This window comes from Streptomyces sp. NPDC048352, assembly GCF_040651895.1.
Lineage (GTDB): Bacteria > Actinomycetota > Actinomycetes > Streptomycetales > Streptomycetaceae > Streptomyces.
In genome coordinates this window covers 70,959-95,398 of record NZ_JBEZKZ010000017.1, presented here as the reverse complement: position 1 = coordinate 95,398, position 24,440 = coordinate 70,959, and the positions used below count along the sequence as shown (strand labels likewise).

17 protein-coding genes are annotated in these 24,440 nt (G+C 73.2%); 8 read left to right on the top strand and 9 right to left on the bottom strand.

Features of this window, described 5'->3' with window-relative positions:
• Positions 1-55 precede the first annotated feature (55 nt).
• Positions 56-5,335: an amino acid adenylation domain-containing protein gene (locus AB0D45_RS12265; RefSeq protein WP_362457591.1), complete on the bottom strand. Its 5,280-nt coding sequence runs from the start codon at positions 5,333-5,335 to the stop codon at positions 56-58.
• Positions 5,336-5,591: 256 nt separating this feature from the next.
• Between AB0D45_RS12265 and AB0D45_RS12260 the strand changes: the two genes are divergently transcribed.
• Together AB0D45_RS12260 and AB0D45_RS12255 are read left to right on the top strand one after the other, a co-directional pair.
• Positions 5,592-7,019, top strand: coding sequence for a cytochrome P450 (locus AB0D45_RS12260; RefSeq protein ID WP_362457588.1), 1,428 nt, complete (start codon positions 5,592-5,594; stop codon positions 7,017-7,019).
• 135 nt (positions 7,020-7,154) lie between these two features.
• Complete coding sequence (locus tag AB0D45_RS12255; protein ID WP_362457585.1) at positions 7,155-8,669, top strand: FAD-binding oxidoreductase; 1,515 nt, start codon at positions 7,155-7,157, stop codon at positions 8,667-8,669.
• Positions 8,670-8,751: 82 nt separating this feature from the next.
• Here AB0D45_RS12255 and AB0D45_RS12250 read toward each other — a convergent pair whose 3' ends face one another.
• Together AB0D45_RS12250 and AB0D45_RS12245 are read right to left on the bottom strand one after the other, a co-directional pair.
• The gene (locus AB0D45_RS12250; protein ID WP_362457582.1) at positions 8,752-8,961 is read right to left on the bottom strand and encodes a ferredoxin; all 210 of its coding nucleotides are present in this window, start codon (positions 8,959-8,961) and stop codon (positions 8,752-8,754) included.
• A gap of 26 nt (positions 8,962-8,987) precedes the next feature.
• A complete protein-coding gene (locus tag AB0D45_RS12245; protein ID WP_361601497.1) occupies positions 8,988-10,175 on the bottom strand; it encodes a cytochrome P450 in 1,188 nt (395 codons plus the stop codon).
• A gap of 201 nt (positions 10,176-10,376) precedes the next feature.
• On the opposite strand from AB0D45_RS12245, the gene AB0D45_RS12240 reads away from it, so the two are divergent.
• From AB0D45_RS12240 to AB0D45_RS12220, 5 genes are all read left to right on the top strand, one after another.
• Positions 10,377-10,874, top strand: a complete 498-nt coding sequence (locus AB0D45_RS12240; RefSeq protein WP_361601494.1) for a pyridoxamine 5'-phosphate oxidase family protein — start codon at positions 10,377-10,379, stop codon at positions 10,872-10,874.
• Positions 10,871-11,353, top strand: coding sequence for a hypothetical protein (locus AB0D45_RS12235; protein WP_362457579.1), 483 nt, complete (start codon positions 10,871-10,873; stop codon positions 11,351-11,353). The genes AB0D45_RS12240 and AB0D45_RS12235 overlap by 4 nt, the downstream gene beginning before the upstream one ends.
• Before the next feature lie 151 nt (positions 11,354-11,504).
• Entirely contained in the window at positions 11,505-12,104 is a 600-nt protein-coding gene (locus tag AB0D45_RS12230) for a class I SAM-dependent methyltransferase (RefSeq protein ID WP_362457573.1), read from the top strand.
• Between the two features lie 58 nt (positions 12,105-12,162).
• Entirely contained in the window at positions 12,163-13,728 is a 1,566-nt protein-coding gene (locus AB0D45_RS12225; RefSeq protein WP_362457570.1) for an FAD-dependent monooxygenase, read from the top strand.
• A 69-nt stretch (positions 13,729-13,797) separates the two neighbouring features.
• Positions 13,798-16,263 carry an excinuclease ABC subunit UvrA gene (locus tag AB0D45_RS12220; RefSeq protein ID WP_362457567.1) on the top strand — a complete coding sequence of 822 codons (2,466 nt, stop codon included), beginning with the start codon at positions 13,798-13,800 and terminating at the stop codon, positions 16,261-16,263.
• Between the two features lie 79 nt (positions 16,264-16,342).
• Here the strand turns inward: AB0D45_RS12220 and AB0D45_RS12215 are convergent, their stop codons facing one another.
• The 3 genes from AB0D45_RS12215 to AB0D45_RS12205 form a co-directional block, all read right to left on the bottom strand.
• A complete protein-coding gene (locus AB0D45_RS12215; protein WP_361601479.1) occupies positions 16,343-17,782 on the bottom strand; it encodes an MFS transporter in 1,440 nt (479 codons plus the stop codon).
• Positions 17,783-17,814: 32 nt separating this feature from the next.
• Positions 17,815-19,356: an FAD-binding oxidoreductase gene (locus AB0D45_RS12210; protein WP_361601476.1), complete on the bottom strand. Its 1,542-nt coding sequence runs from the start codon at positions 19,354-19,356 to the stop codon at positions 17,815-17,817.
• A gap of 132 nt (positions 19,357-19,488) precedes the next feature.
• The gene (locus tag AB0D45_RS12205; RefSeq protein WP_361601473.1) at positions 19,489-19,998 is read right to left on the bottom strand and encodes a winged helix-turn-helix domain-containing protein; all 510 of its coding nucleotides are present in this window, start codon (positions 19,996-19,998) and stop codon (positions 19,489-19,491) included.
• A 221-nt stretch (positions 19,999-20,219) separates the two neighbouring features.
• Between AB0D45_RS12205 and AB0D45_RS12200 the strand changes: the two genes are divergently transcribed.
• The gene (locus tag AB0D45_RS12200; RefSeq protein WP_362457563.1) at positions 20,220-21,002 is read left to right on the top strand and encodes an alpha/beta fold hydrolase; all 783 of its coding nucleotides are present in this window, start codon (positions 20,220-20,222) and stop codon (positions 21,000-21,002) included.
• 27 nt (positions 21,003-21,029) lie between these two features.
• Here AB0D45_RS12200 and AB0D45_RS12195 read toward each other — a convergent pair whose 3' ends face one another.
• From AB0D45_RS12195 to AB0D45_RS12185, 3 genes are all read right to left on the bottom strand, one after another.
• Positions 21,030-21,941 carry an SDR family oxidoreductase gene (locus AB0D45_RS12195; protein WP_362457560.1) on the bottom strand — a complete coding sequence of 304 codons (912 nt, stop codon included), beginning with the start codon at positions 21,939-21,941 and terminating at the stop codon, positions 21,030-21,032.
• Entirely contained in the window at positions 21,938-22,552 is a 615-nt protein-coding gene (locus AB0D45_RS12190) for a TetR/AcrR family transcriptional regulator (protein WP_361599383.1), read from the bottom strand. The genes AB0D45_RS12195 and AB0D45_RS12190 overlap by 4 nt, the downstream gene beginning before the upstream one ends.
• Positions 22,553-22,645: 93 nt before the next feature.
• Complete coding sequence (locus AB0D45_RS12185) at positions 22,646-24,268, bottom strand: AMP-binding protein (protein WP_362457558.1); 1,623 nt, start codon at positions 24,266-24,268, stop codon at positions 22,646-22,648.
• Between the last annotated feature and the right edge of the window lie 172 nt (positions 24,269-24,440).

Sequence of the window (24,440 nt, the reverse complement as noted above, 5' to 3'; positions counted from 1 at the left end):
TGCTCCAAAACGTTGCGTGGGGCGGGGGTCGGGCAGTCCTGACGGGGACGGCTCATCAGGCGGTCCGGCCGTTGCCTGCCGCGCTGTACCTGGTGCGGTCGAGCCGGCGCACCGACCGCGGTCCGGTGGCGCCCGGGGGCGTGGCGGTGGTCAGCTCGTCCAGGTACCTGGCCTGCTCGGCCACCGTCGTGTAGGTGCGCAGGGCGGTCAGCGGGACCTGGACCGAGAACTCCCGGCCGATCAGGTGGGCGATCGTGGTGAGCATCAGGGAGTGCCCGCCGACGTCGAGGAACTCGTCGGTCACCCCGATCTCGGAGACCGGCAGGACCTGCGCCCAGCACGCCGCGACACGGCGTTCGGTGTCGTCGCGGGGAGCGATCCGGCCGCCCGTGACGAGCGGGACGGTGGGGAGGGAGGCGAGCCGGCCGCGGTCGAGCTTGCCGTGGCGGTTGCGCGGCAGCTCGTCGAGCACCGCGAACTCGCCGGGCACCATGTAGCCGGGCAGTTCGTGGCCGAGGCGCCGGCGCACTCCGCGCAGCCAGCCGGCCGGATCGCCCTCCAGCTTCTGTTCGGGCACGAGGTAGGCGGCCAGGCGGCGTTCGGTGCCCTGGCCCAGGGCGAGTACGACGGCTTCCCGGACCGCTGCGGCGCTGGTGAGCGCGCGCTCCACGTCACCCAGTTCGATGCGGAACCCGCGGACCTTGACCTGGTGATCGGCTCGGCCGATGAACTCCAGCTGCCCGTCGGACCGCCAGCGCACGAGGTCACCGGTGCGGTAGAGCCTGCGTCCGGGGTGCTCCGGGTCGGGCAGGAACCGGGCCGCGGTCATGTCCGGGCGCCCGGCGTACCCGAGGGCGACGCCCGCGCCGCCGATGAGGAGTTCGCCCGTACCGCCCTGCGGCAGCGGTCGCATCCCGGCGTCGACGACGCTGAGGGAGGTGCCGCCGACCGGCCGGCCGATGGGGACGGATCCGGTGGTGTCCGGGCCCAGTTCGGCGTACGTGGAGTAGGTGGTGGTCTCGCTGGGGCCGTAGAGGTTGACCATGCGGACGCCGGGGACGCTCCGGTGCACGGCCCGGACCAGCTCGGCGGTGAGCGGTTCGCCCGCCACGTTGACCACGCTGAGGCCGGCGGGCAGCGCGTCCTGTTCCAGCAGGCTCGCCACCGCCGAGGGGACGGTGTTGAGCAGCGTGGCGCCCTCGGCGTGGGCGGGTCCCTCCAGCAGGTCCAGGACGCTGTCGAGGAGCCGCACCTCGCAGCCGTGCGCCAGGGGGGTGAAGAGTTCGAAGACGGAGAGGTCGAACGTGGTGGGGGTGACGGCGAGGGTGCGGGCGAGGGCGTCGGTGCCGAACTCCAGGCCCGCCCAGCGCACCAGATTGACCGGGCCGCGGTGCGGGATCACGACGCCCTTGGGGCGGCCGGTGGATCCGGAGGTGAAGAGCAGGTAGGCCGGGTCGTCGGAGGTGATCGACGGCTGCGGTACGACCGGGTCCGGGGCGCCGTCGGCGAGGATCGCGCCCACGTCCATGGTGCGGACGGGGAAGAACTGGCCGCGGTCGACCGGGCCGTCCCCGACCAGGACGTGGCCGCAGCCCGCGTCCTGGACCGCCGCGGCGAGCCGGGCCGGTGGGGTGGCCGCGTCCAGCGGCAGGTAGGCGGCGCCGGAGCGCAGCACCCCGAGCAGGACTGCCGGCAGGTCGCGGCCGCGGGGCATCAGCACGCCGACGGTGCATCCGGGGCCGGCGCCCGCCTCGGCGAGCGCGGCCGCCACGGCGGCCGAGCGGTGGGCGAGCTCGCCGTAGCTGAGGCTGCCGTCCCCGGCGACCACGGCGGTACGGCGCGGGTGGCGGGCGGCGGCGTCCAGTACGAGCTCGTGCAGGGTGCCCTCGCCGTCCTCGGGCACGGCGGACAGCGACCACCGGCGCAACCGCTCGGCCTGCCCGGCGCTCACGGCGGAGGCCTCGGCGAGCGGGAGCTCCGCACCGCGGGCCACGGAGTCGGCGACGGCGAGGAAGGCGTCGGCGAACTGCGCGGCCAGCCAGCCGGCGTAGCGGCTCGGGTCGACCTCGACACGGCCGGTGAGCGTGCCGTCGGTCTCGGTGAGCAGGGTGGTCAGTCCGAAGGGGCCGATGCTGGGCGGTACGACGGCCACGCCCAGTTCCACGTCCGCGAGCCGCACTCCGCCTCCGAGCAGGCCGGCTCCGACCCCGCGCGGTGCGCCGGGGGTGTCCTGCTGGAGCAGCAGCGCGGCGTCCGGGGCGGGCACGTCCGGGCCGCCTCGGGCGGCGGACAGGGCGACCAGCTCGGGGTAGCCGACGGTGCGGTGTGCGAGCGCGCCCCGCAGGGCGTCGGCCGCCCGGGCGACCAGGTCGCGGACGGTGCCGGCAGCGGTCTCCATCGGCAGGGGGACCGTGGAGACGAGGTAGTCGACGGCCCGGTGGGTGGCGGACCCGCGGCCGTGCAGCGGTACGGCGACCGCCACGCGGTCCGTGCCCGTGAGCCGGGACAGGGTGAGCGACTGCACGGCGAGCAGCACCGCGTAGAGGGTGACGCCGCACTCCTTGGCGAGGGCGGTCAGGGCGGCGGTGAGCCGGGTGTCCAGGGTGAGCGGGGCGTGGACGGCCGGTCGGGCGCGACCGGCCGGGACGTCCTGCGCCGGGCCGTCGGCGGATGGCAGCTGGAGGGGGCCGACCCCGTCGGCGAGCAGGCCCTGCCAGAAGTTCCAGGCCCGGTCCAGGCGCCGCTCGTCGGGGACGTCGTGGGAGACCGCAGGGGCCGGCGGCAGCGTCAGCGCCCCGGCCGCCGGGTCGCCGGCGGCCAGCAGGTGGGCGAGCTCGGCCGCCAGGACGCCGATGGACCACAGGTCGGCGACGGCATGGTGGACCGTGATCACCAGGTGGGCGCCCCGGCCGTCCGCGAGGACCACCTCGGCCTGGAACAGCGGGCCTTCGGCGAGGTCGGGCACCCGCCGACAGCGCTCGGCGAGGGCGTCTTCGAGCTCCCGCTCGTCGACCGCGCCCAGCCGGGTGAGGGTGCAGTACCTGCCCCAGGGTGTACCGGCGGCCGCGTCCGCCGGGTCGACGACGCGCGTCCAGTGCTCGCCGGTGCGCACCAGGCGGGTGCGCAGCGCCGGGTGGCGCGCCACCAGCGCGGCCAGGCCGCGGGCGACGTCCTGCGGGTCGGCGGCCTCGGGCAGGGTGAAGGCGATGCCGAGGACGAGGCCGGGCGCGGCCGGGTCGAGTTCCTGGAGCAGGCAGAGGGTCTCCTGGCGGGCGGTCGCGGGGTACTCGGCGGGCGCGCCGGACCCGGCACCGGGGCCGGGCAGGGGCTCGGCGGAGCGGATGAGCGCGGCGAGCGCTTCGGCGTCGACGCCGGCCAGGATGCCGGAGATGGGCAGGGCGACCTTGAAGACCTGCGCCGCCTCTCCGGCGAGCCGGGCCGCGCCGAGCGAGTCCAGGGTGGCGGTGGTGCCGTTCTCTGCGCCGAAGTGCGCGATGAGGGTCGCCGCGAGGTTCACGAGCAGGTCGTCGGAGGCGGCTGCGGGGAGCCGGGAGTGGGCTCCCGCGTCCGCTGCCCCCGCCGTCCGGGGGGCCGCCGTGTCGCACAGGACGGTGGTCAGGGAGCCGTCCAGGTGGGCGGCGCGCGCGGCGGAGCGCTGCACCTTGCCGCTGGAGGTCTTGGGCAGGGTCGAGGGGCGGATCAGGTGGACGCCGGCCACGGGAGCCGAGTGCTCCCGGGTGACGGCGTCGCGGACTTCCCGGGCGATCCTGCGGGCCTGCCCGGCGTCGTCCGCGGCCTCGGGCCGCAGCTCCGCCACGACCAGGATCTCCTCGCCGCCGTCCGGCCCGGGTACCCCGGCGGCCGCGACGCAGCCCTTGCGGATGCCGGGGTCGGTGTTCTGCACGGTCCGCTCGATGTCCTGCGGGTGCAGGTTGCGGCCGCGGACGACGATGACGTCCTTGATCCGGGCCACCGGCACGAGTTCGCCGTCCGCGGTGAGGAAGCCGAGGTCGCCGGTGCGCATCCAGCTGCGCGGCGAGCCGGGCACGGACACGCCGAAGGTGCGTGCCGTCTCCTCGGGGTCCTCGAAGTACCCCTCGGCCACGCTGTCGGAGGCGACGAGGACCTCGCCGATCTCACCGGGTCCGACGGGCAGGCCGGTGGCGGGGTCGGCGATCTGCACCTCGGTGCCGACCACCGCCGGCCCGCTCGACACGAGTTCGGTGGCGGGGGCGTCCGGTCGGGCCGGTTCGGCCCTGCCCAGGGCGAGGGCTTCGGGATCCAGGCGGTGTGTACGCAGCCCCGCGCCGGGCCGGCCGCCGCTGACGATCAGCGTGGACTCGGCGAGGCCGTAGCAGGGCAGGAAGACGTCCGGGCACAGGCCCGCGGGTGCGAAGCGCTCGGCGAACGCCCGCAGGGTCGCCGCGTCCACCGGCTCGGCGCCGGAGAAGGCCACCCGCAGTCCGCTGAGGTCGAGGGCGGCCACGTCCTCGTCGCGGGCGCGGCGGGTGGCCAGGGCGTACCCGAAGTTGGGCGCGCCGGTGTGGGTGGCGCCGGTCTCGGAGACCAGCCGGAGCCAGCCCATCGGGTCGGAGACGAAGGACAGCGGCGAGAGCAGGTGGATGGGGAAGCCGGTGACGAGCGGGGTGAGCACTCCGCCGACGAGCCCCATGTCGTGGTACGGCGGCAGCCACAGCGCGCCGGTGCTCGAGGTGTCGAGGCCGAACCGCCCCGTGATGGCGGCGACGTTGGCCAACAGGTTGCGGTGGGAGACGAGCACGCCCCGCGGGGTGCCGGTCGAGCCGGAGGTGAACTGGATGAACAGCGGCTCCTCGGGCCGGACGGCGGGTGCCCGCCAGTCGTCCTCGGCGCCTGCCGAGACGCCGGTGTCCACCAGCCGTTCGGGGCGCACGTCGGGCAGGCGATCCGCGAACAGCTCCCGCAGCGGCTCCAGCAGCCCCGGCTCGGTCAGCAAGGTGGCGTCCGGCAGCTTGGCGAGGATCGCGCCGAGCCGGACGAAGTCGCGGCGCACGTCGGCGGGGTTGGGCGGGTAGACCGGTGCGGCGGGCAGTCCGGCGTAGACGGTGGCCAGGAACGCCTTGAGGTAGTCCGGCCCCGGCTGCATCAGCAGCAGGACGGGGCCCGTGGCCACCTCGCGCAGCTTGACGGCGAGCGCCCGGGCCTCACGGTCCAGCTCCTCGCGGGTGAAGCGGACTTCCCGGGCGAGCCCGATCGCCGGCTGGGCGGGGAAGACGGCCGCGGTCGCGCCCGGGTCGGCCTCGCAGACCGCCCGCATGACACCGAGAGCAGTCTCCTGGCCCGTCCTCGCCTGCATTGTGTCCCCACCTGTCTGCCGATGACATGCACCCTTTGGTGCGTGCAGCGGGGAGGGGCGATCCGCTCCCGAAGCCCGCGTCACCGAAGCTAGAGGCGGCTCGGACGCCCTGGGCAATGTCTTTCGAAACCATGAGGGATTCCGGAAAGAAGGCAGCGAGGAACATCTTGCGGAGTTCTTTCCGTCCGAGCCGAGGGCGGACTTCCCTCCGGTACAAGGAAGACTCGTCACCATTCCGTTCCGGAGGAGAATCACCGTGCCTGGAAGCCCTGTTGCGCAGAATCCGGCGGACCGACTGACCGGCCCGGCCGACCCTCTCGGTCTGCGCAGGCTCTCGGCGGGACTGAATCTGCTCCGCCGTCCGCTGCCCTTCCTGCGGGAACTGGAGAGCAGGTACGGCGCCGTGTGCGCGATGCCCGGCCGCAGCCCCCGTACGGTCTTCGCGTTCGGGCCCGACCAGGCCCGCCAGGTGCTGACCGGCAAGGCCTTCGTCTCGGACTCCTTCCGGCACCTGCGCCTGCCGCCCGGCTCGCCGATGATGCTGCTGACCAGCGGGCTGCTGCGGCTCAACGGCACGATCCACCGCAAGCACCGCCAGGCCATGCAGCAGGCCTTCTCACCGCGCCACGTCGCCGTCTACACCGACACGATCGTGCGCTTCGCCGACGACATGCTGGAGCGGTGGACGCCGGGCCGCGCCGTGGACCTGCACGAAGAGCTCGCCCGCCTGGTCACGCGCATCTCCTTGGCCACCATGGCCGGCCTGGAGGACGAGGGGGCCGCACGCCACCTCAACGACAAGATGGTCGAGCTCGCCGCCGCGGCCGGGCACCCGCTCACCGCGGTGCTCCAGGCACCGCTGCCCGGTACGCCGTTCCGCCGCATGACCCGGATCGCGGGCGAGATCGAGGACATCCTGCGCGCGCTGATCGCCGCGCGGCGCTCCGGAGCGGCCGCCCCCGACCTGCTCAGCAGGCTGACCGCGCCCGACGGGGACCCTGCCTCGGAGGCGCTGACGGACGAGGAGCTGCTGGGCGAGGCGTACACCGCGCTGTGCCACGACAGCGTCGCGTCCTCCCTGTTCTGGACCCTCTTCCTGCTCGACCAGCACCGGGAGTGGTGGGAGAAGCTGCGCGCCGAGGTGGCGGAGGTCGCCGGTGACGCGGCTCCGGGGCCGGACGTGCTCGTCCGGATGCCCGTGCTGGACCAGGTCGTCAAGGAGAGCGTGCGCCTGATGCCGCCGGCCGGATTCGGCGTGCGCTACGCGGAGGAGGGCGCCGAGATCGACGGCCACCCGATCCCCGAGGGAGCCATGGCGATCTTCAGCTCCTTCGTCACGCACCGCGACGCCAGGACCTTCCCCGAGCCGCTGCGCTTCCGCCCGGAGCGCTGGGAGAGCGCCCAGCCGGCGCAGCACGAGTACTTCCCCTTCGGTCTGGGCCAGCACAACTGCATCGGGCGCAACCTCGCCCTGCTGGAGAGCAAGCTGGTGCTCACCCGCATCATGCAGCGCGCCCCGGTCGTGCTGCCCGCGGGGACCGAGGTCAACCCGGTCGTGCGGATCTCCACCGTCCCCGACGGGCAGGTGCGGGCCGTCGTCACCGAGCCGGGTGGGCCGGCGCCGCGCGCCCACCGCGTCACCGGTTCGGTCAACGACATCATCGACCTGCCGGAGCACCCCTGACGGGCGGCTGACGGGCACCGGGATGGCCGAAAACTGTCGGAGTTCTGCCATCTCCGCCGTACGGCGCGAACACAGTCACCACACTCTGGGCCGTCAGAACCGAGCGAGACCCCCGTCCGGACAAGGGAGACCTGTATGAAACGCCGCACTTTCCTCGGGACAGCAGCGGCCTCCGCAGCGGGCGGCCTGCTCCTGCCCGCCGCCACCGCGTCGGCGGGAAACCCGCCCTGGGACGCCCTCCAGCGGAGCCTCGACGGCACCGTGGTACTGCCGGGTGATCCCCGGTACGACAGCGTCCGGACCCTGGCCCTGCGCCAGTTCGACTCGGTCAGGCCGCAGGCCGTGGTGCGCTGCACCACCGTCGAGGACGTCTCCGAGGCCGTGCGGTTCGCCGCGCGCCACCGCATACCGGCCGTCGCGCGCAGCGGCGGCCACTCCTTCGCCGGGTACTCCACCACGACCGGGATGGTCATCGACGTCTCCCCCATGAACAGCGTGCGGCTGGCCGGTTCGGTCGCCCGGATCGGTCCCGGCTGCCAGCTGGTCGACCTGGAGGAGGCGCTCGCCGTGGAAGGGGTCGCCGTGCCCACCGGCTGGTGCCCCACGGTCGCCATCGGCGGTCTCGCCCTCGGCGGCGGCCTGGGCTTCCTCACCCGGATGTACGGGGTCGCGAGCGACCGGATGCGCCGGGCCCAGGTGGTCCTCGCCGACGGGCGGGTGGTGGAGAGCAACGCCCACCGCCACGAGGACCTGTTCTGGGCCCTGCGCGGCGGCGGCGGCGGCAACTTCGGCATCGTCACCGAGTACGACTTCGAACCGGTGCCCGCGCCCGACATGACGAGCTTCACCCTCACCTGGAAGTGGGCCTCGGTCCGTGCGGTGCTGGCCGCCTGGCAGCGCTGGACCGCCGACGCCCCGGACCCGCTGACGCCGCTGCTGAACATCTCGACGTACGGCGCCGACGCGGGCGCCGAGCCCGGCGTGACGGTCTCCGGCGTGTGGCTCGGCGCGCCGGCCGCCCTCGGCCCGCTGCTGGACCGCCTGACCGCGGCCGTGGGAACCGACCCCGCGACCAGCGAGCGGCGCACCGACTCCTACCGCTTCGGCATGCGCCACTGGTTCGGCTGCGACAACCTGGAGCCGGCCGCGTGCCACCGCGTCGGGCACAACCCGCAGGCCCAGCTGGCCCGCTACGGATTCGCGCTGGCCCGCGGCAACTTCTTCGACAGGCCGCTCGACGCCGCGGGCATCGACGCCGTCCTGGAGTCCTTCGCGGCCGCCCGCAACGAGGGGGAGGCCCGCAGCTTCGACCTCCAGGGCCTGGGCGGCGCCCACAACCGCGTCCCCGCGACCGCCACCGCGTACGTCCACCGCAGCGCCCTGTTCTACGCCGGGTGGTCGGTGGGCGTCGACGTGCCGGAGGGCGAGGTGCTGCCCGCGGACCGCAGGCGCGGGTGCCAGGACTGGATCGACCGCAGCTACGCGCGGGTGCACCCCTGGTCCTCCGGCCAGGCGTACCAGAACTACATCGACCCCGACCTCACGGACTGGCGGCAGGCCTACTACGGCGTCAACTACGAGCGGCTCGTGGAGGTCAAGCGCGCCTACGACCCCAAGGGGTTCTTCCGCTTCCCCCAGTCGATCAACTGAGCCGGAACGCGCCGGAGGGCGGCGGACGTCCCGTCCGCCGCCCTCCGTCCGTCCGCGCGGGTGTGCCGCCGCCCCGCGCGCCTCAGGCCGTGCCCTCGACCCGCTCCCCCGTGGCCAGGTCGCTGATCTCGATCGCTTCGGCCGGGCAGAACTCCGCGGCCTCCAGCAGCCGCCCGTCGGGCGCGGACCGGTCGGTCAGCGCCACGGCGCGGTGGCCGTCCTCTCCGAAGACGTCCGGCGCCAGCGACATGCACAGCCCCGACATCAGGCAGGCTCCGCTGTCGACCCGCACGCTCCACTCGCTCCCCGGGCCCACGGCTACCACGCCACCGGCAGCGCCTCGACGCCGCGCAGTACGACCCCGGCCTTCCACCGGAGCTCCTCGTCCGGGACGGCCTGGCGCAGGCCGGGGAAGCGCAGCAGCAGGGAGCGCAGCGCCGTGACCATTTCGAGCCGCGCCAGCTGGGCGCCCACGCAGTGGTGCGCGCCGTGGCTGAAGGCCAGGTGCGGGTTGTGCTCCCGGGTGACATCGATGCGCTGCGGGTCCTCGAAGACGTCCTCGTCGCGGTTCGCGGAGTTCATCGACGGCACCACCGTCTCGCCGGCCCGGATCAGCACACCGCCCAGCGTGACGTCCTCGCGCGCGACCGAGGGCTGGTCCACGGCGAGCAGCGGCACGAAGCGCAGCAGCTCCTCGACCGCGTTCGGCACCAGTTCGGGCTTGGCGCGCAGCAGCTCCAGCTGATCAGGATTGCGCAGCAGCAGGTAGAGGAAGTTGGCGAGCTGGGAGGCGGTGGTCTCCATGCCGGCGACGAGCAGGCCGAAGCTCATCTCGATGAGCTCCTTCTCCGAGAGCCGGTCGTCCTCGTCGCGCGCCCGGATCAGGGCGGTGAAGAGGTCGTCCGTGGGCGCGGCCCGGCGCTTCTCGATGAGCTCGCCGAAGTAGGAGTGCAGGTCGCCGATGGCCTGGCGGATCTCGTCCGGGGTCTTCGACGTGGTCGAGACGACCGAGTCGAAGAACGGCACGAAGCGGTCCCGGTCCTCGTACGGGACGCCCATGAACTCGCAGATCGAGATGCCCGGCAGCTGCCAGGAGAAGTCGGCGTAGACGTCGGCGGGGGCGCCCTTGGCCTCCATCGCGTCGAGCAGCTCGTCGACGATCGCCTGCACGCGCGGCTCGAACTCCTGGACCCGGCGGGCTGTGAAGGCCTTGGCGACCAGCTTGCGCAGCCGCGTCTGCTCCGGGGGGTCCATGATGCCTATGCCCTCGACCACGGGCTCGGGGAAGAAGCGCGGGCGGCCCGCCTCGGTCTGCAGCTGACGGCTGAACCTCGGGTCGGCGAGGACCTCCTTGACGTCCGCCATCCGGGTCACGAGCCAGGCCTCGCCGCCGTACGGCATGGTCACCCTGGAGATGGGCTCGTCCTGGCGCAGCCTGCTCAGCTCGGCGGCCTCGTCAAGGTATTTCGCGGGGAAGGGATAGCTCGGTGCGGGCGTTGATGTCATGCCCTTTCTCTAGCACCGGGCCCCCCGACGGTCCGCCTTTCTTTCAGGGATCTTTCAGCGGTTTTCCACTGGCCCCGAAAGGGTCGACTGAGGCTCCAATTCCCGCCATTGACCGGCCGGGAACCGACTGGTAGCCATGTCCCCGACCTCATCGCGACAGGTATCACCACGACCGGTATCACCCGACGATTACGAGGAAGTATGCCAGCCACCCTTTCCGGCGAAGTGAACCGTGTGCTGCGCCGTGTACGTGCCTGCGAATTCTCCACCCTGGCCAAGACCGGCCGACCGGTGACCTGGCCCATGGCCTTCCTGTGGAAGCCGGAGGAGAACGAGTTCGTCCTCAGCTCCAGCATCTCGGTGGCCCGCAAGGCGGAGCACATCAACCGCGACGACCGGGTCTGCCTCCTCATGTCCGACTTCACCGGCAGCGCCCTGCCCGGCAGCGCCCCGGCCGTGCTGGTCCAGGGGCGGGCCACCGCCCCCGAGGAGATCCTGACCGTGGAGGGCCTGGAGGACTTCTGGGCCGAGCTGTTCCGCAAGCGTCCCGCCGGCGCGGTCGAGACGCTCGACCCCGAGATCCGCAAGCAGTTCCATCCGAGTTTCTACTGGCGCCTGCGCATCACCGTGACCCCGGAGAAGGTCTGGGCCTTCCGCAAGGACGCGATGGGCGCCACGGAGCTGGAGCGTGTGGCGTGAGCGTCTGGCACGAGATCGACACCTACCTGCACCTGTTCAGCAGCCCGGTGCTCTCCTTCCGGGACACCGGCGGCTTCCCCTTCAGCCTGCGCTGCCGCCCCCGGCAGGACCGGGACACGGGCCTCATGTTGATCGACCTGCCGCAGGGCACCCCGGTCGCGGAGGGGCCCGCCTGGCTGCTGTGGCACAGCCACGACGAGGACTTCGGCTCCCTCCAGGCCCTCGCCGTGTCCGGGGACCTCGCCTCCCGCGGCGACCGCTGGTCCTTCAGACCCGAGCGGGTGCTGCCGGGGCCCGGCCTCGGGCCCGAGGGCTGGGCGGGCGTCGTGGAGAAGATCGAACGGGACACGGACCGGTTCCTGGAGAGCCGTGGCCTGGCCGCCCCCCGGGACATCGACTGGGCCGCCCTCGAGCGGATCGCCGCCGACGCCCGCAGGGACAACGAGGAGCGCGCCCGCGCCTGGGCCGAACTGCCCTGACACCCCCGCGTACGGGCGGACCGGCGGGACCCCGGGCCGGCGCGGCCACCGCGCCCGGGGTTCCTTTCCACGACCTGTCCGCGTCCGCCCGGGCGGGACGCGGGCTCCCTAGCGTGGGAACACCATCGGCACCGAGAGCTGGAGCGGACTCATGGCAGATCCCGGGCACGTGGAGACCTTCAACCGGATCGCGCCGCGCTACGACGCCAAGTTCGGCAAGGACTGCGAGACCGCCCACGACGCCGTGCTCGGCTGGGCGGCCGAAGCGGGTCTGCGGCCGCGGACCGTGCTCGACATCGGCTGCGGCACCGGAAAGCTCCTCGAAGAAGCGGGTTCCCGCTGGCCCGCGGCGCGCTTGTACGGCATCGACCCCGCCGACCGCATGGTGGAGATCGCCCGGAGGCGGCTGCCCGGGGCCGAGCTGGCGGTCGGCCGTGCCGAGCGCCTGCCGCTGCCCGACGCGAGCGTCGACCTCGTGGTGAGCACCACCGCCTTCGGCCACTGGTCGGACGCCGCGGCGGGGCTGCGGGAGGTGCGCCGGGTCCTGTCCCCGGGCGGCTCCGTCATGATCGCCGAGCACGCTCCGCCCGGAGTGCTGCTCGGGCTGCTGCTCAAGGTGATGGGGCGCCTGCCCCGGCTGTACGACGTCGACGGGATGCGCGCCCTGGTCGAGAACGCCGCGCTCACTCCCGAGCGTCTGGAGACCGTCCCCGGAACCTTCGTCGTCACCCACGCGACCCGCAACGGCTGATCCGGGCGCCGCCGCCCGGACCCGCCGCGCCAGACCGAGTTGGACCAAGGAGAATCACATGGCCAGTTCCCCGTCCGTGCTGATCGTCGGCGCGGGGCCGACCGGTCTCGCCCTCGCCGCCGAACTCGCCGCGGCCGGGATCGCCTGCCGTGTGCTCGACAAGCGGACCAGCCCCTCGCCCCACTCGCGGGCCTTCGGCCTGCTGCCCCGCACCCTCGAACTCCTCGACATGCGCGGGCGTGCCGAGTCGTTCGTGGCACAGGGCCTGCCCTGGGCGCACGCCGCGCTCGGAGACGGGAAGCGCTGGCTGGACTACCGCGACGTCGACAGCCCCTTCCCGTACATGCTCGTCATCCCGCAGAGCCGCACCGAGGAGCAGCTGACCTCCTGGGCCCTGGACTCGGGCGCCGTCATCGAGCGCGGAGTGGAGGTGACCGGGCTGCGGCAGCACGAGCAGGGCGTCGAGGTCGAGGTGGAGGGGCCGCAGGGCGCGCGCACCGAGCACGCCGACTTCGTCGTGGGCTGCGACGGGGTGCACAGCACCGTGCGCCGGCTCTCCGGCATCTCCTTCCGGGGCTCCTCCTACGACAGCTCCCTGATCGTGGCCGACGTCCGGCTGGCCACGCCGCCGGACCCCCAGGTGTACGCCCGTACCGGCAAGCGCGGCATGGTCGTCCTCTTCCCGTTCGGCGACGGCACCTTCCGGCTCATCGCGCTCGACCACGCGCGGATGGGGGCACCCGTGGACGAGCCCGTGACCGTGGACGAACTGCGGGAGAGCTGCCAGGCCGTCCTGGGCACCGACTTCGGGCTCCACGACCCGCTGTGGATGTCCCGCTTCCGCAGCGACCAGCGGCTCAGCGACCGCTACAGGCTCGGCCGGGTCCTGCTCGCGGGCGACGCGGCGCACACCCACATACCGTCCGGCGGGCAGGGCCTGCAGACCGGGATCCAGGACGCCATGAACCTCGGGTGGAAGCTCGCCGCCCACCTGTCGGGGCGGGCGCCTGCCCACCTGCTCGACACCTACCAGCGCGAGCGCCGTCCCATCGCGGCCGCCACCTTGCGCCGCACCGACCTGGTCTACAAGTTCGAGGTCTCCGCCTCCGCGGGGGCCCGCCTGCTGCGCGGGCTCACCACCCGCCTGATGGGTATGGCGCCCGTACAGAACTCCGTCCTGGAGGAGCTGTCCGGGCTCACGCTGCGCTACCGGCCGCTGCCCGGCGCCCCGGACGGGGCCGTGCACCGGCTGGTCGGCCGGCGCATGCCCGACACCGCGCTGCGCTCGCGCGACGGGGTGGAGGGCCGTCTGTACACCCACTTCCGCGCGGGTTCCTTCGTCCTGCTCGACCAGTCCCACGGCGGCTTCTGCGCCGATGTGGCCGAGGAGGGCTGGGCGGACCGCGTCACGGCCGTCCGCTCGGTGAGCGTCGGCCGCAGGAACCCGAAGGCCCTGCCGGAGGCGGTGCTGGTCCGCCCGGACGGCTACGTCGCATGGGCGGGCCACGCCGGAGACACCCCGGCCCTGCGGGCCGCGCTGCGCCACTGGTGCGGCGAGCCGCAGGCCCCGGGCGCGGGGCGGGAGCGGCCGGCTGTGCCGGCCGTGGCCCCCGCAGCGGTGTGATCTGATTTTCAGCAGGCCCCCGGTCACCCGGGGGCCTGTTCCCGTACGCCCCGAACGAGCGGAAACAGGATGCCGGACAGCCCCTTCCCCCACAGCAGCACGGAATGGATCAGGGTGGTCCGCGCCCGGACCCACAACCTGAAGGACGTCACCGTGGACATTCCACGGGGCGGCATCGTCGCCTTCACGGGGGTCAGCGGCAGCGGAAAGACCTCGCTGGCGATCGACACGGTCCACGCGGAAGCCCAATTGCGCTACCTGGAGGGCCTCTCCCCCTTCGTCCGCCAGTACATCACCCCCAAGGACCGTCCCCAGGTGGACCGCATCGACGGCCTCGGCGCCACCCTCGCCGTGGACCAGCGCCGTCTCAACCGCCACTCGCGGTCCACCGTCGCCACGATGACCGGCATCGACTCCTACCTCGGACTGCTCTACTCCAGGCTGCCCGCGGTCGCCGGCGGCGGACCGGAGCTGTCCAGCGGCCACTTCAGCCGCTACAGCCCGGAAGGCGGCTGCCCGGCCTGCCACGGCGCCGGCGCCACGCCCCACGCCGACCCCGACCTGATCATCACCCACCCCGGTCTGCCGCTGCTGGAGGGCGGATCGCCGTGGTTCGACAAACTGCGCTCGCCGGAGCAGGTCGCGGTGCCCTTCCTGGCCGAACGCCACGGCGCCGACCTCTCCCGGCCGTGGCGGGAGCTGCCCGAGTCCTTCCGCCACGCCCTGCTCCACGGAACGGGTGAGGAGCCCGTGAGCGTCAGCGTCCAGGTCCCCAACAAGAACACCGACGCCGAGGTCGTCTACCAGCTCAACCAGCCGCTGCGGGGGGCGCTGGCCGAGGTCGAGCGGCTGTTCGCCGCCGCCGGCACCGAGAACGCCAAGCAGCGCTACCTGCCGTACATGCGCCAGGTCCCCTGCCCGCAGTGCGGGGGCAGCGGCTACGGGGAGGCCGCCCGTACGGTGTCCCTGGCGGGCGTCACGTACCAGGAGCTGTCGGCCCTGCGGGTCCACGAGGCGCAGGAGTGGGCCGCCGAGCTCTCCGGAGTCCTCGGCGGCGTCCAGCGCGAGATCGGGGAGGCGCTGCTGCCCGAGGTGACGAACCGGCTGCGACTGCTCGACCGGCTGGGCCTGGCCCACCTCGAACTCGGCCGCACCGCCCCGACGCTCTCCGGCGGGGAGCTCCAGCGGGCCCGTACGGCCGCCCAGTTGAGCACCTCGCTGACCGGCATCGTCTTCGTGCTGGACGAGCTGGGTTCCGGGCTGCACCCCGCCGACAAGCAGAAGCTGCGCGACATCCTGGAGCACCTGCGGGACTCCGGCAACACCGTGCTGCTCGTGGAGCACGACCCGGACATCGTGGCCCAGGCGGACTGGGTCATCGACCTCGGCCCCGGCGCCGGCCGCGGCGGCGGCCGGGTGATGTTCTCCGGTCCCCCGCACGAGCTCGCTGCCCACCCCGACTCGGTGACCGGCCGCTACCTGGACCGCAGCCGCCCGCGGATCACCCGCGCCCGGGCCGGCGCCGCCGCCGGGAAGTGGCTGGAGTTCAAGGACATTCGGGCGCACACCGTACGGGTGGACGAGCTGCGCATCCCGCTGAACACCCTGACCTGCTTCACGGGCGTCAGCGGAAGCGGCAAGAGCAGCCTGCTGGGCCATGCGGTGGCCCCCGCCCTCACCGCCGCCCTCGCCGGCTCCGCCCATCCCGGTGTCGGCGCGGTCACCGGGATCGAGGCCGTGGCCTGGGTGGACTGCGTCGACCAGAGTCCGATCGGCCGCACCCCGCGCTCCAACCCGGCCACCTACACCAAGGCCTTCGACGCCATCCGCAAGCTGTACGCCGCCACTGACCGGGCCCGCGCGCTGGGCCTGGGCGCCTCGGCCTTCTCCTTCAACGCGGCTGCGGGACGCTGCGAGGCGTGCACCGGCTACGGCAAGAAGCTGGTGAACATGCACTTCCTGCCCGACGTGTGGGCGACCTGCGACGTGTGCGACGGACGCAGGTTCACGCCCGAGGTCCTGTCGGTCACCTACCGGGGACTGGCCGTCGACCAGGTGCTCGACCTGACCGTCGACGAGGCGGCGGAGTTCTTCGGCGAACCGCGCGCGCTGAACGCCATGCTGCGGGCCCTCCAGCAGGTCGGTCTCGGCTACCTCCAGCTGGGCCAGAGCGCCACCGACCTGTCGGGTGGCGAGGCCCAGCGCCTGAAGCTGGCCGAGGCGATACGCCGGGGCGCCGTGGGCGGCCGCGGCGGCGTGGTGCTGCTGGACGAGCCGCTGACCGGGCTGCACCCGGCCGACGTCCAGCGGATGGTGGGTGCCTTCGACGCCCTGCTGGCGGCGGGCCACACCCTGCTGGTCGCCGAGCACGACCTGCACCTGGCGGACAGCGCCGACTGGCTGGTCGACATGGGTCCGGGAGCCGGTGAGCACGGCGGGCGCGTCGTCGCCGAAGGCACTCCGGCGCAGGTCCGGGCGACCGACAGCGCGACGGCCGGCCACCTGCGCCGTCTGGTGGACGACCGGCGCGGCTGAGCGACGCGAGAACGCCCGGCCGGTGGTGTCCACCGGCCGGGCGTTCCCGTGCGGGGCCGCGAGGGGCGCCCCGTGAGGGTCAGACCGTTTCGCGCTGCTCCGCCGCGGACTCCTGCTGCGGTTCGTCCTGCTTCCTGGGCAGTGCGAGGAGGCACAGCACGATCAGCACCGGGATGCCCAGCGACCACAGGAACCCGGCCTGGAAGCCCTCGGTCAGCGCCTCGGGGGTCTCGCCGCCGAAGGACGCGGACACCGCCGCCGTCACCCCGCTCAGGATGGCCAGGAAGAGCGCCGCACCGATCTGCTGCGAGGTGCCGAGCAGACCCGAGGCCAGCCCCTGCTCCTCGTCGGGGACGCCCGTGGTGCACAGGATCATCGACGGGGCGAAGCTCAGGGCCGCGCCGATACCGCCGATCGCGAGGCCGGGGAAGACCTGTGCCCAGTACGAGCCGTCGACCGTGACGAAGCTCAGCAGCAGCGAGCCCACGGCGAACAGCACGGCCGAGGCCAGCAGCAGGGTCCGCACGCCGAACTTCTGCACCAGCGGGCCCATGCGCATCGAGACGCCCAGGATCAGCACGGTGACGGGAGCGAAGCCCAGGCCCGCCATCATGGGGCTCATGCCGATGACCTGCTGCATGTAGAGCGTGCCGAGGAACACCGATACGGTGGCGCCGCCCGCCGTCAGCATGCAGATCATGTTGCCGTAGCGCACGTTGGGGTTGCGGAACATCGACAGGCGCAGGACGGGGTTTTCGACGCGTCCCTCGTGCACCACGAAGAACACCAGCAGGACCGCGCCGAGCACACCGCTGATCAGTACGGGCAGCCCCACACCGCGCTCGGCGGCCTGCGACACGGCCGTGACGATCAGCACCACTGCGGCCGTGAGGAGGCCGGCACCCGCCATGTCGATGCGCCCCGTCGTGCGCGACTGGTCCTTGCGGACCAGCCGGGCCACGGCCACGATCACGATCAGGCCGAGCGGCACGTTGATGAGGAAGATGGACCGCCAGCCCGCGAGGTCGGCGAGCACGCCGCCGAGCAGCTGGCCGGCGATGGCACCGCCCGAGGAGACCGCTCCCCACAGCCCGAGCGCCTTGTTGCGCTCCTCCCCCTCCCCGAAGCTGGTGGTCACCAGCGACAGGGCCGCCGGCGAGACCAGCGCGGCGCCGAAGCCCTGCACCGCGCGGGCCACGAACAGCGTCAGCTCGTTGGGTGCGATGCCGCACAGCCCCGAGGCGAGGGTGAACAGGGAAAGACCGATGAGCAGGATCCGCTTGGGGCCGAACAGGTCGGCCGCGCGGCCGGACGCGACCAGGAACCCGCCGAAGGCGAGGCCGTACGCGGTACTGACCCATTGGATGTTGGCCGCGGAGATGTTCAGCTGCGACTGCATCGAGGGGACGGCGACCGCCACCACCGCGACGTCCAGGATCAGCATGAACTGGGCCAGACACAGCAGTGTGAGGAGGGTCTTCCCCGCCTTGGCGCTCGTCGCGCCCTGCTCGGCGACCATGTGTTTCACCTCTCGGTTGGAATTGCTGGGAATCAGGCGATTCCCTGCGCGAAGGAGAAGACCTGGTGCCGGTCGTACTTGCGCTTGACCGTGAGCAGCCGCGCGTAGTTCTCGCCGTAGTAGGCCGTCTTCCAGTCGGTCAGGGAGGGGTCGATGAAGTTCTGGTAGCTCTCGCGGTTCGAGTACGGGTCGATGGCCTTGAACCCGGCCTCCGCCCAGGCCCGCCCGGCCGCCTCGTCCTCCGGCGTGTACTTCGCGTCGTTGAGGCCCAGCGAGTAGCCGGCGTAGAACTCGGTGTCGCGGTGCACGAAGGCGGTGTCGGTCCGGCCGGGCTCCTTGGCGGCGCCGCCGAGGGCGAAGAAGCTGAGGAAGCGGAACTGGCCCGCCCGCGGGTTGGCGACGAAGGCCTCCAGCGCCTTGTCGATGCCGGAGTCCGGGATGGCCGCGGAGAAGAGCCGGCTGCGGTCGATCGCGAAGTTCGTGCGGGGCACCGCCGCCTCGGGCGAGTAGCCGACCGTGTGGCACTGCTCCGGCGTCAGCTCCGCGCAGCCGTAGTAGGACATCATCGCCTTCTGGTACGGCTGCTCCTCGACCGAACGGGTGGTGGGAGCGCTGCCGGCGTCGCGCACGAAGGCGTCGAGCACGGCGGTGAACGCGTCGGGGCGGCCCAGCCATCCGCCGTAGACCAGCAGTTCGGGACGGCCGGTACCGGCGTCCAGCCACTGCACGCCGAGTCCGGCGCCGAGGTCGCGGGAGCCGCCGATGACCCAGCGCTGCCATGCCGCGATGACCTTCTGGGCGGCTTCCCAGGGCCAGGTGAGGTTGAAGTTCACGATGGACGGCACGTGCGTGGGCTTGACCTCGAAGCTGGTGACCACGCCGAAGTTGCCGCCACCGCCACCGCGCACCGCCCAGAACAGGTCGCAGTTCTCGGTGGCGGAGGCGGTGACGCGGCGGCCGTCGGCGAGCACGACCCTGGCCGAGACGAGCCGGTCGAGCGCCATGCCGAACTTGCGGGTCTGCCAGCCCAGTCCACCGCCCTGGATGAACCCGCCCGGGCAGACGCCCGGGCACAGTCCGCTGACGACCGAGACGCCGCGCGGCGCCAGCTGGGTCAGGGCGTCGACCTGCTGGATGCCGGGGCCCATGACCACCGTGTCCGCGGTCAGGCGGACGGAGTTGAGGCGGGAGACGTCGAGGACCAGTCCGGTCGTGGTGGAGTAGCCGCCGAAGCTGTGGCCGCCACTGCGCGGCACCAGACGCAGGCTGTTGTCCTGGGCGAAGGCGAGCGCCGTGCGCACGTCCTCCTCGCTCTGGCAGTAGGCAACGGCCTGCGGGCGGATGGCGTCGAACTGTCCGATGGCCAGTCGGCTGGCCTGCTCGTAGCGCGCGTCGGCGGGCAGGACGAGGTCGCCGGACAGCCGGCTGCTCAGCTTGCTCCAGTCGATGCCCGCGCGGCGCCCTGGGCTGACGTCCGCCGCCGCCGCGGACGCCACACCCGCGACCATGGAGCCGCCGACGGCGGCGGCCGCCGCTCCTGCACTCATCCGCAGTACGGCACGGCGCTCAAACATGGTTCTCCCCCTGGTGGATTCGGCGCGGGCACGGGAAGTGAAGGCGTCAGATCCGCATTCACGTCGGCAGCGATTGTGAATGCGGCGTGATCCATCCGCACTCGAATCTTTCGGGGTGCTGACAGACGACCGCTACGAGGCCGCGTCGGCCGGCTCCAGGACGTAGCCGCGCCCCCACACCGTGCGCAGGCCGAGGCCGAGCGGGTTCACCCGTCGCCGTATGCGCATGATGTGAAGGTCCAGGGCATTGCGGCTGGGCTGCGAAGTGCGGGAGAGCGCTTCCAGCAGGATTTCCCGCGGGACGACCTTGGAAAACGATTCTGCGAGGCGGTTCACGAGGTCCGTCTCGGTCGGGGACAGCACCGCGGACATCCTCCGGAAGCGCAGCACGCCGTTCGGGTCCACGGTCGGCACGTGGTCGGCGCTCCCCTTGACGCGCAACGAGTCGATCCGTGCGCGCAGGTCGCTCCTGCTGACCGGCGTACGCACCCAGTCCTCCAGGATGTCGGTGCACACCGGAGCCTCGACCCCCGCCTCAAGCACCAGCAGCCGCATGACCCCCTGGTCCCGGCACGCCTCGCGCCGGGCTGCGTCCACCGGCCACCGGATCAATTCCACTTTGGTCTCAAGTGTGTCGAGCACAGAAGCAAACCCTCCCTGTGTCATTGGCACGGTGCTATTCCGAATAGACACGGTCGCCTCAGCACGGTAGCCAGGACGATCCCCGCCCAGCAGACGTCTCCAGTTGACCTCAAGCGTTTTTCCGCGCGGGGGTGGAGAACCGCTCGGGAGAATCGAACAAGGGGCGCGCGCGGGCATAGCGTCGTCCCTTACGGGAAGTTCCGGCCGAGGGAGGGAGATCCGTGCCCGTCAACGCCAGTCCTGCGTCCGTCCGGTCGCCGTCCGACACCGACGTCGGTGTGCGCCTGTTCGTGTTCCACCACGCGGGCGGCTCCCATTTCCTGTACCGGGAATGGCCCGGCCTCTTCCCGGCGGGCTGGGACGTGCGGCTTCTGGACGCGCCGGGCCACGGGCGGCTGATGGGGCAGCCCCCGTACGTCGACGCCGCAGCCCTCGCGGACCACTTCCTGGCGGCCATCGACTCCGAACTCGACGTCCCTTACGCCCTGTTCGGCCACAGCATGGGCGGCCTGATCGCGTACGAGCTGGCACTGCGGCTGAGCGGGGCGGGGCGCACCCCGCCGGTGTGGCTGGGCATGTCGGGTCGCGGCGCACCGGGGCACGGCAGTCGCCGCCGCGTCCCGCGCCACCTGCTGGCGGACGAGGACCTGCGTCGGGAACTGGCCGCCCTGGGCGGCACTCCCGCCGAGGTACTCGACCATCCCGGGATGTGGCAGATGTTCGAGCCGGTGATCCGGGCGGACCTGAGGCTGGTGGAGACCTGGCGGCCCGACCTGTCGGCGGCGCCGCGGACGGCCGTGTCGGTCTTCGGCGGGATCTCGGACCCGAGCGTCCCGCACGAGCACCTGGCCGCCTGGGCGGGCCGGACCGAACACTTCATCGGCATGCACCTGTTCGAGGGTGGCCACTTCTACTTCCTTCCCGACCCCCGGGACCTGATCAGCCGGATCACCGGGGACATCCGGATCGCCAGGCACCTGTCCGGCCCGGCCCGGCCCTTCTGAGGTCCTGCCGCGTCCTGCCCCCGGGACCTACAGGGGGGCGCCGAGCGGCCCGAGCCGCGGTTCCAGGACCCGTGCCCAGTGGGCGCCGAAGTCCGGCTGGGTACCGTCGGCGTCGGTGAACCCGTACTCCTCGTACAGGCCCCAGGTGGACAGGGCCCGGCCCGTCTTCGCCATGACGTCAGGGTCCGCCGCCAGCGCCGCCACGGCCCGGCCCAGGTAGGCGGGGGTCTCGGAATGGGCGAAGTCCGGGTCCTTGGCCACGGCGTCCCGCCAGTTGGCCTCGGTGACGCCGAAATGCTCCAGCATCGCCTCCGAGCGCAGGAAGCCGGGGGTGATCGCGACGGCGGCGACGCCGTGGTCCTTCAGGTCGGCGGCCTGGGCGAAGGCCAGCCGGATGACCGTGGACTTGGCGACGTCGTAGAAGAAGGACCCCCGGTACCGGGCGGTGTTGCCGTCGGTGACCTCCACGACCAGGCCGCTGCGGCGGGCGGCCATCAGCCCCACCGCGTACCGGCTGGTGATCACGTGGGTCTCGACGGCCTGGCGCAGCAGCCGCAGGCCTTTCTCCAGGTCCTGTTCCCACAGCGGACTGCTCCAGTCGGTCAGCCGGTCCCCGCCCCAGACGCAGTTGACCAGGACGTCCAGGCGTCCGTCCTGTTCGGAGTCGATCCGCTCGACCAGCGCGCGGACCTCCTCGGCGCTGCTGTGGTCGGTGCGCACGGGGATGCCCACACCTCCCGCGGCGGTGACCGCGCGCGCCGTCTCCTCGATGGTCTCGGGGCGGCCCATCTCGGAGCGGCCGACCGAGCTGCTGCGGCCGGTGACGTACACCGTCGCCCCGGCGGCCCCGAGTTCGACGGCGATGCCCCGGCCGCCGCCGCGGGTGCCTCCGGCGACGAGCGCCACCTTGCCGGCCAGCTTCCGGCCGTTGCCGGTCATGACCCCTCCGTGTCGGAGCCGCCGTGCGGGGGGACGTGGGGGGCGAGGGCGGTGATGATCTCGCGCTCGAGCCGGTGCGGCAGCGTGCCCTCGCGGTCCAGGGCCCAGGTCAACCCCGCGCCCGCCACGACCGTCTGGATCGTGGCGGCCAGTGCCGCGACGTTCGTGCCGGCCGACAGCTCTCCGTTGTCCACCGCCTCGGCGAGCAGGGACTCGTACACCCGTCGCTGGGCCCGGTGGATGGTGAGGGCGTGCTCGTGCAGCTCCGGATCCGCCAGGTCGAGGCACAGGAAGGCCAGATGGTTCGCGTAGACCTCCGGCGTGGTCATCACGGCCATGGTGGTCACGGCCAGGTCCGTCACGGCCATGAGGGCGGTGGCGTGCTCGTCGCGCGCGCCCTCGTACATGGATTCGGCGTGCTTGGCGGACTCCTGCGCGAGGGCCAGCATGAGCCCCCGTTTGGAGCCGAACCGCTGTACGAGGGTGCCCGGGACCACTCCCACCTCGCGGGCCACGGCGGCGAGCGTGAGCCCTGCGGGCCCGACCTGACCGATCACGTCCGCCGCCGCACGCAGGATGGTCAGGTCGTCGACTCCCCGGGGACGTCCCATCACGGTTCCCTCCACGCCTCTGAGTAAATGACTGTTCATTTATTAAAGCAGCCAGGCGCCTCTCCGCCAAACTTCGGCGGTGCAGCCGGGAGTTCAGGCACTCGCTTCCGCGGCCGCGCGGGAACGGACGGTGGCGCGCAGCTCACCGCGTACGGGCTTGCCGACGGGGGTGCGCGGCACGGCGTCGATCGCCTCCACCCGGCGGATGCGCTCGAAGGGCGCCAGGCGGGTGTTGGCGCGGGCGGCGATCTCCTCCAGTACGGCGGGACCGGCGCCGGCGTCGCGCAGCACGATGCCCGCCCACGTGACCGATCCGTGCACGGCGTCGGGCCAGCCGACGACCGCGCACTCGGCGACCCGGGGATCGGAGCCGAGGACCCGCTCGACGGCGCTGGGCGAGACGAGTTCGCCGTCGTGCAGGAACACGTCGCCGAGGCGGTCGACGAGGAACAGCTGCCCGTCCGGGCCGGTCCGGCCGACGTCCCCGGTGGAGAACCAGCCGCCCTCCGCCACGGGCGGTCCCCCCTCCCCCAGGTAGCCGGCCATCAGCTGCGGCCCGCGCACCTGCACCTCACCGGTCTCCCCCGGACCCAGCGGCACCCCCGTCCCCGGGTCCACGACACGGCACTCCGTACCCGGCACCGGCGCCCCCACCGAACCGGGCGCCGGGCGGTCCGGGGTCTGGGAGTGGGTGAGCGGGGACAGTTCGGCCAGGCCGTAGCCCTGGAGGACGGGTACGCCGAGCCGCTCGGCCAGGACCCGGGCGGCGTCCGGGGCGAGGGCGCTGCCGCCCGACAGGACGGCGGTCAGCCGGGGCCCGGCGGGGACGCCGGGGAGCGGGGCGCCGTGGAGGCGCTCGTCGGCGGCGAGCCGGTGCAGGCGGGCGGGCAGCCCGTAGTAGTGGGTGGCTCCGGTGCTCTCGGCGAGCGCGAGCGAGGCCAGCGGCTCCGGGTCGGGGCACAGGACCTGGCAGGCGCCCGCGTACACGGCCGAGTTGAGGTGCATCGGCAGGTGGAGCGGCAGGTGGTTGAGGGTGACGGAGTCCGCCCCGAGGCGGTGCGCGGTGGCGGTCTGCACGGCGTTGGCGACGAGGTTGCGGTGGGTCAGGCGCACCCCCTTGGGCCGGCCCGTGGTGCCCGTCGTGAACTGTACGCACACCTCCGCGTCCGGATCGAAGGCGGCGGGCTCGCCGGAGGGCGCGCAGCGGGCGGCCGCGGCGACGGCGTCCAGGACGAGGTCCAGCGGGACGGTGTCCCCGGGGACGGGACCGTCCCCCGCGCCGGTGACCAGGACGAGGGACAGGCACGGCGGCCGGTCGCCGGGGTCGGCGAGCAGCGCGGCGGTGGCGCGGGGCACGACGGCCAGCTCCGCGCCCGCCGACGCCAGCACCTTCCCGAGCCGGGTGGGCGAGACGAGCGGGTTCAGCAGGACGACGGTGTTGCCGCTGCGGACGGTGCCGTAGTAGGCGGCGGCGAAGTCGGCGTCGAGGGTGTTCGCGATCCCGACGCGGGCCCCGCGGCGGCCGACCGAGCACTCCAGGTAGGCGGCGATCCGGTCGGCCCGGGCGTCGAGTTCGCCGAAGCTCAGCGTCCGGTCGCCCACGCGGAGCGCGGGGGCGCCGGGGGCGCGCTCGGCGGCCCGGCGGAGCAGTCCGTCGAGCGGAAGGTGCGGCAGGTGCGGCAGGTGCGGCGGTTCCGGTTGGGCGAGGGCCGGCACGGCTCTGCTCCCCTCTGCGCTGGGCGCTCCCGGTGACAGGGCCCTCCCACGGTCCGCGCCGGGGCTTGAAAGGCCGTCGAAGACCGCTCGAACCGGGTTGGGGGGTCCGCACAGGAGACGTCGCAGGGCAGGCGGGACTGTGCGGACACCCCCGTGACCCTCCCCGGGGGCG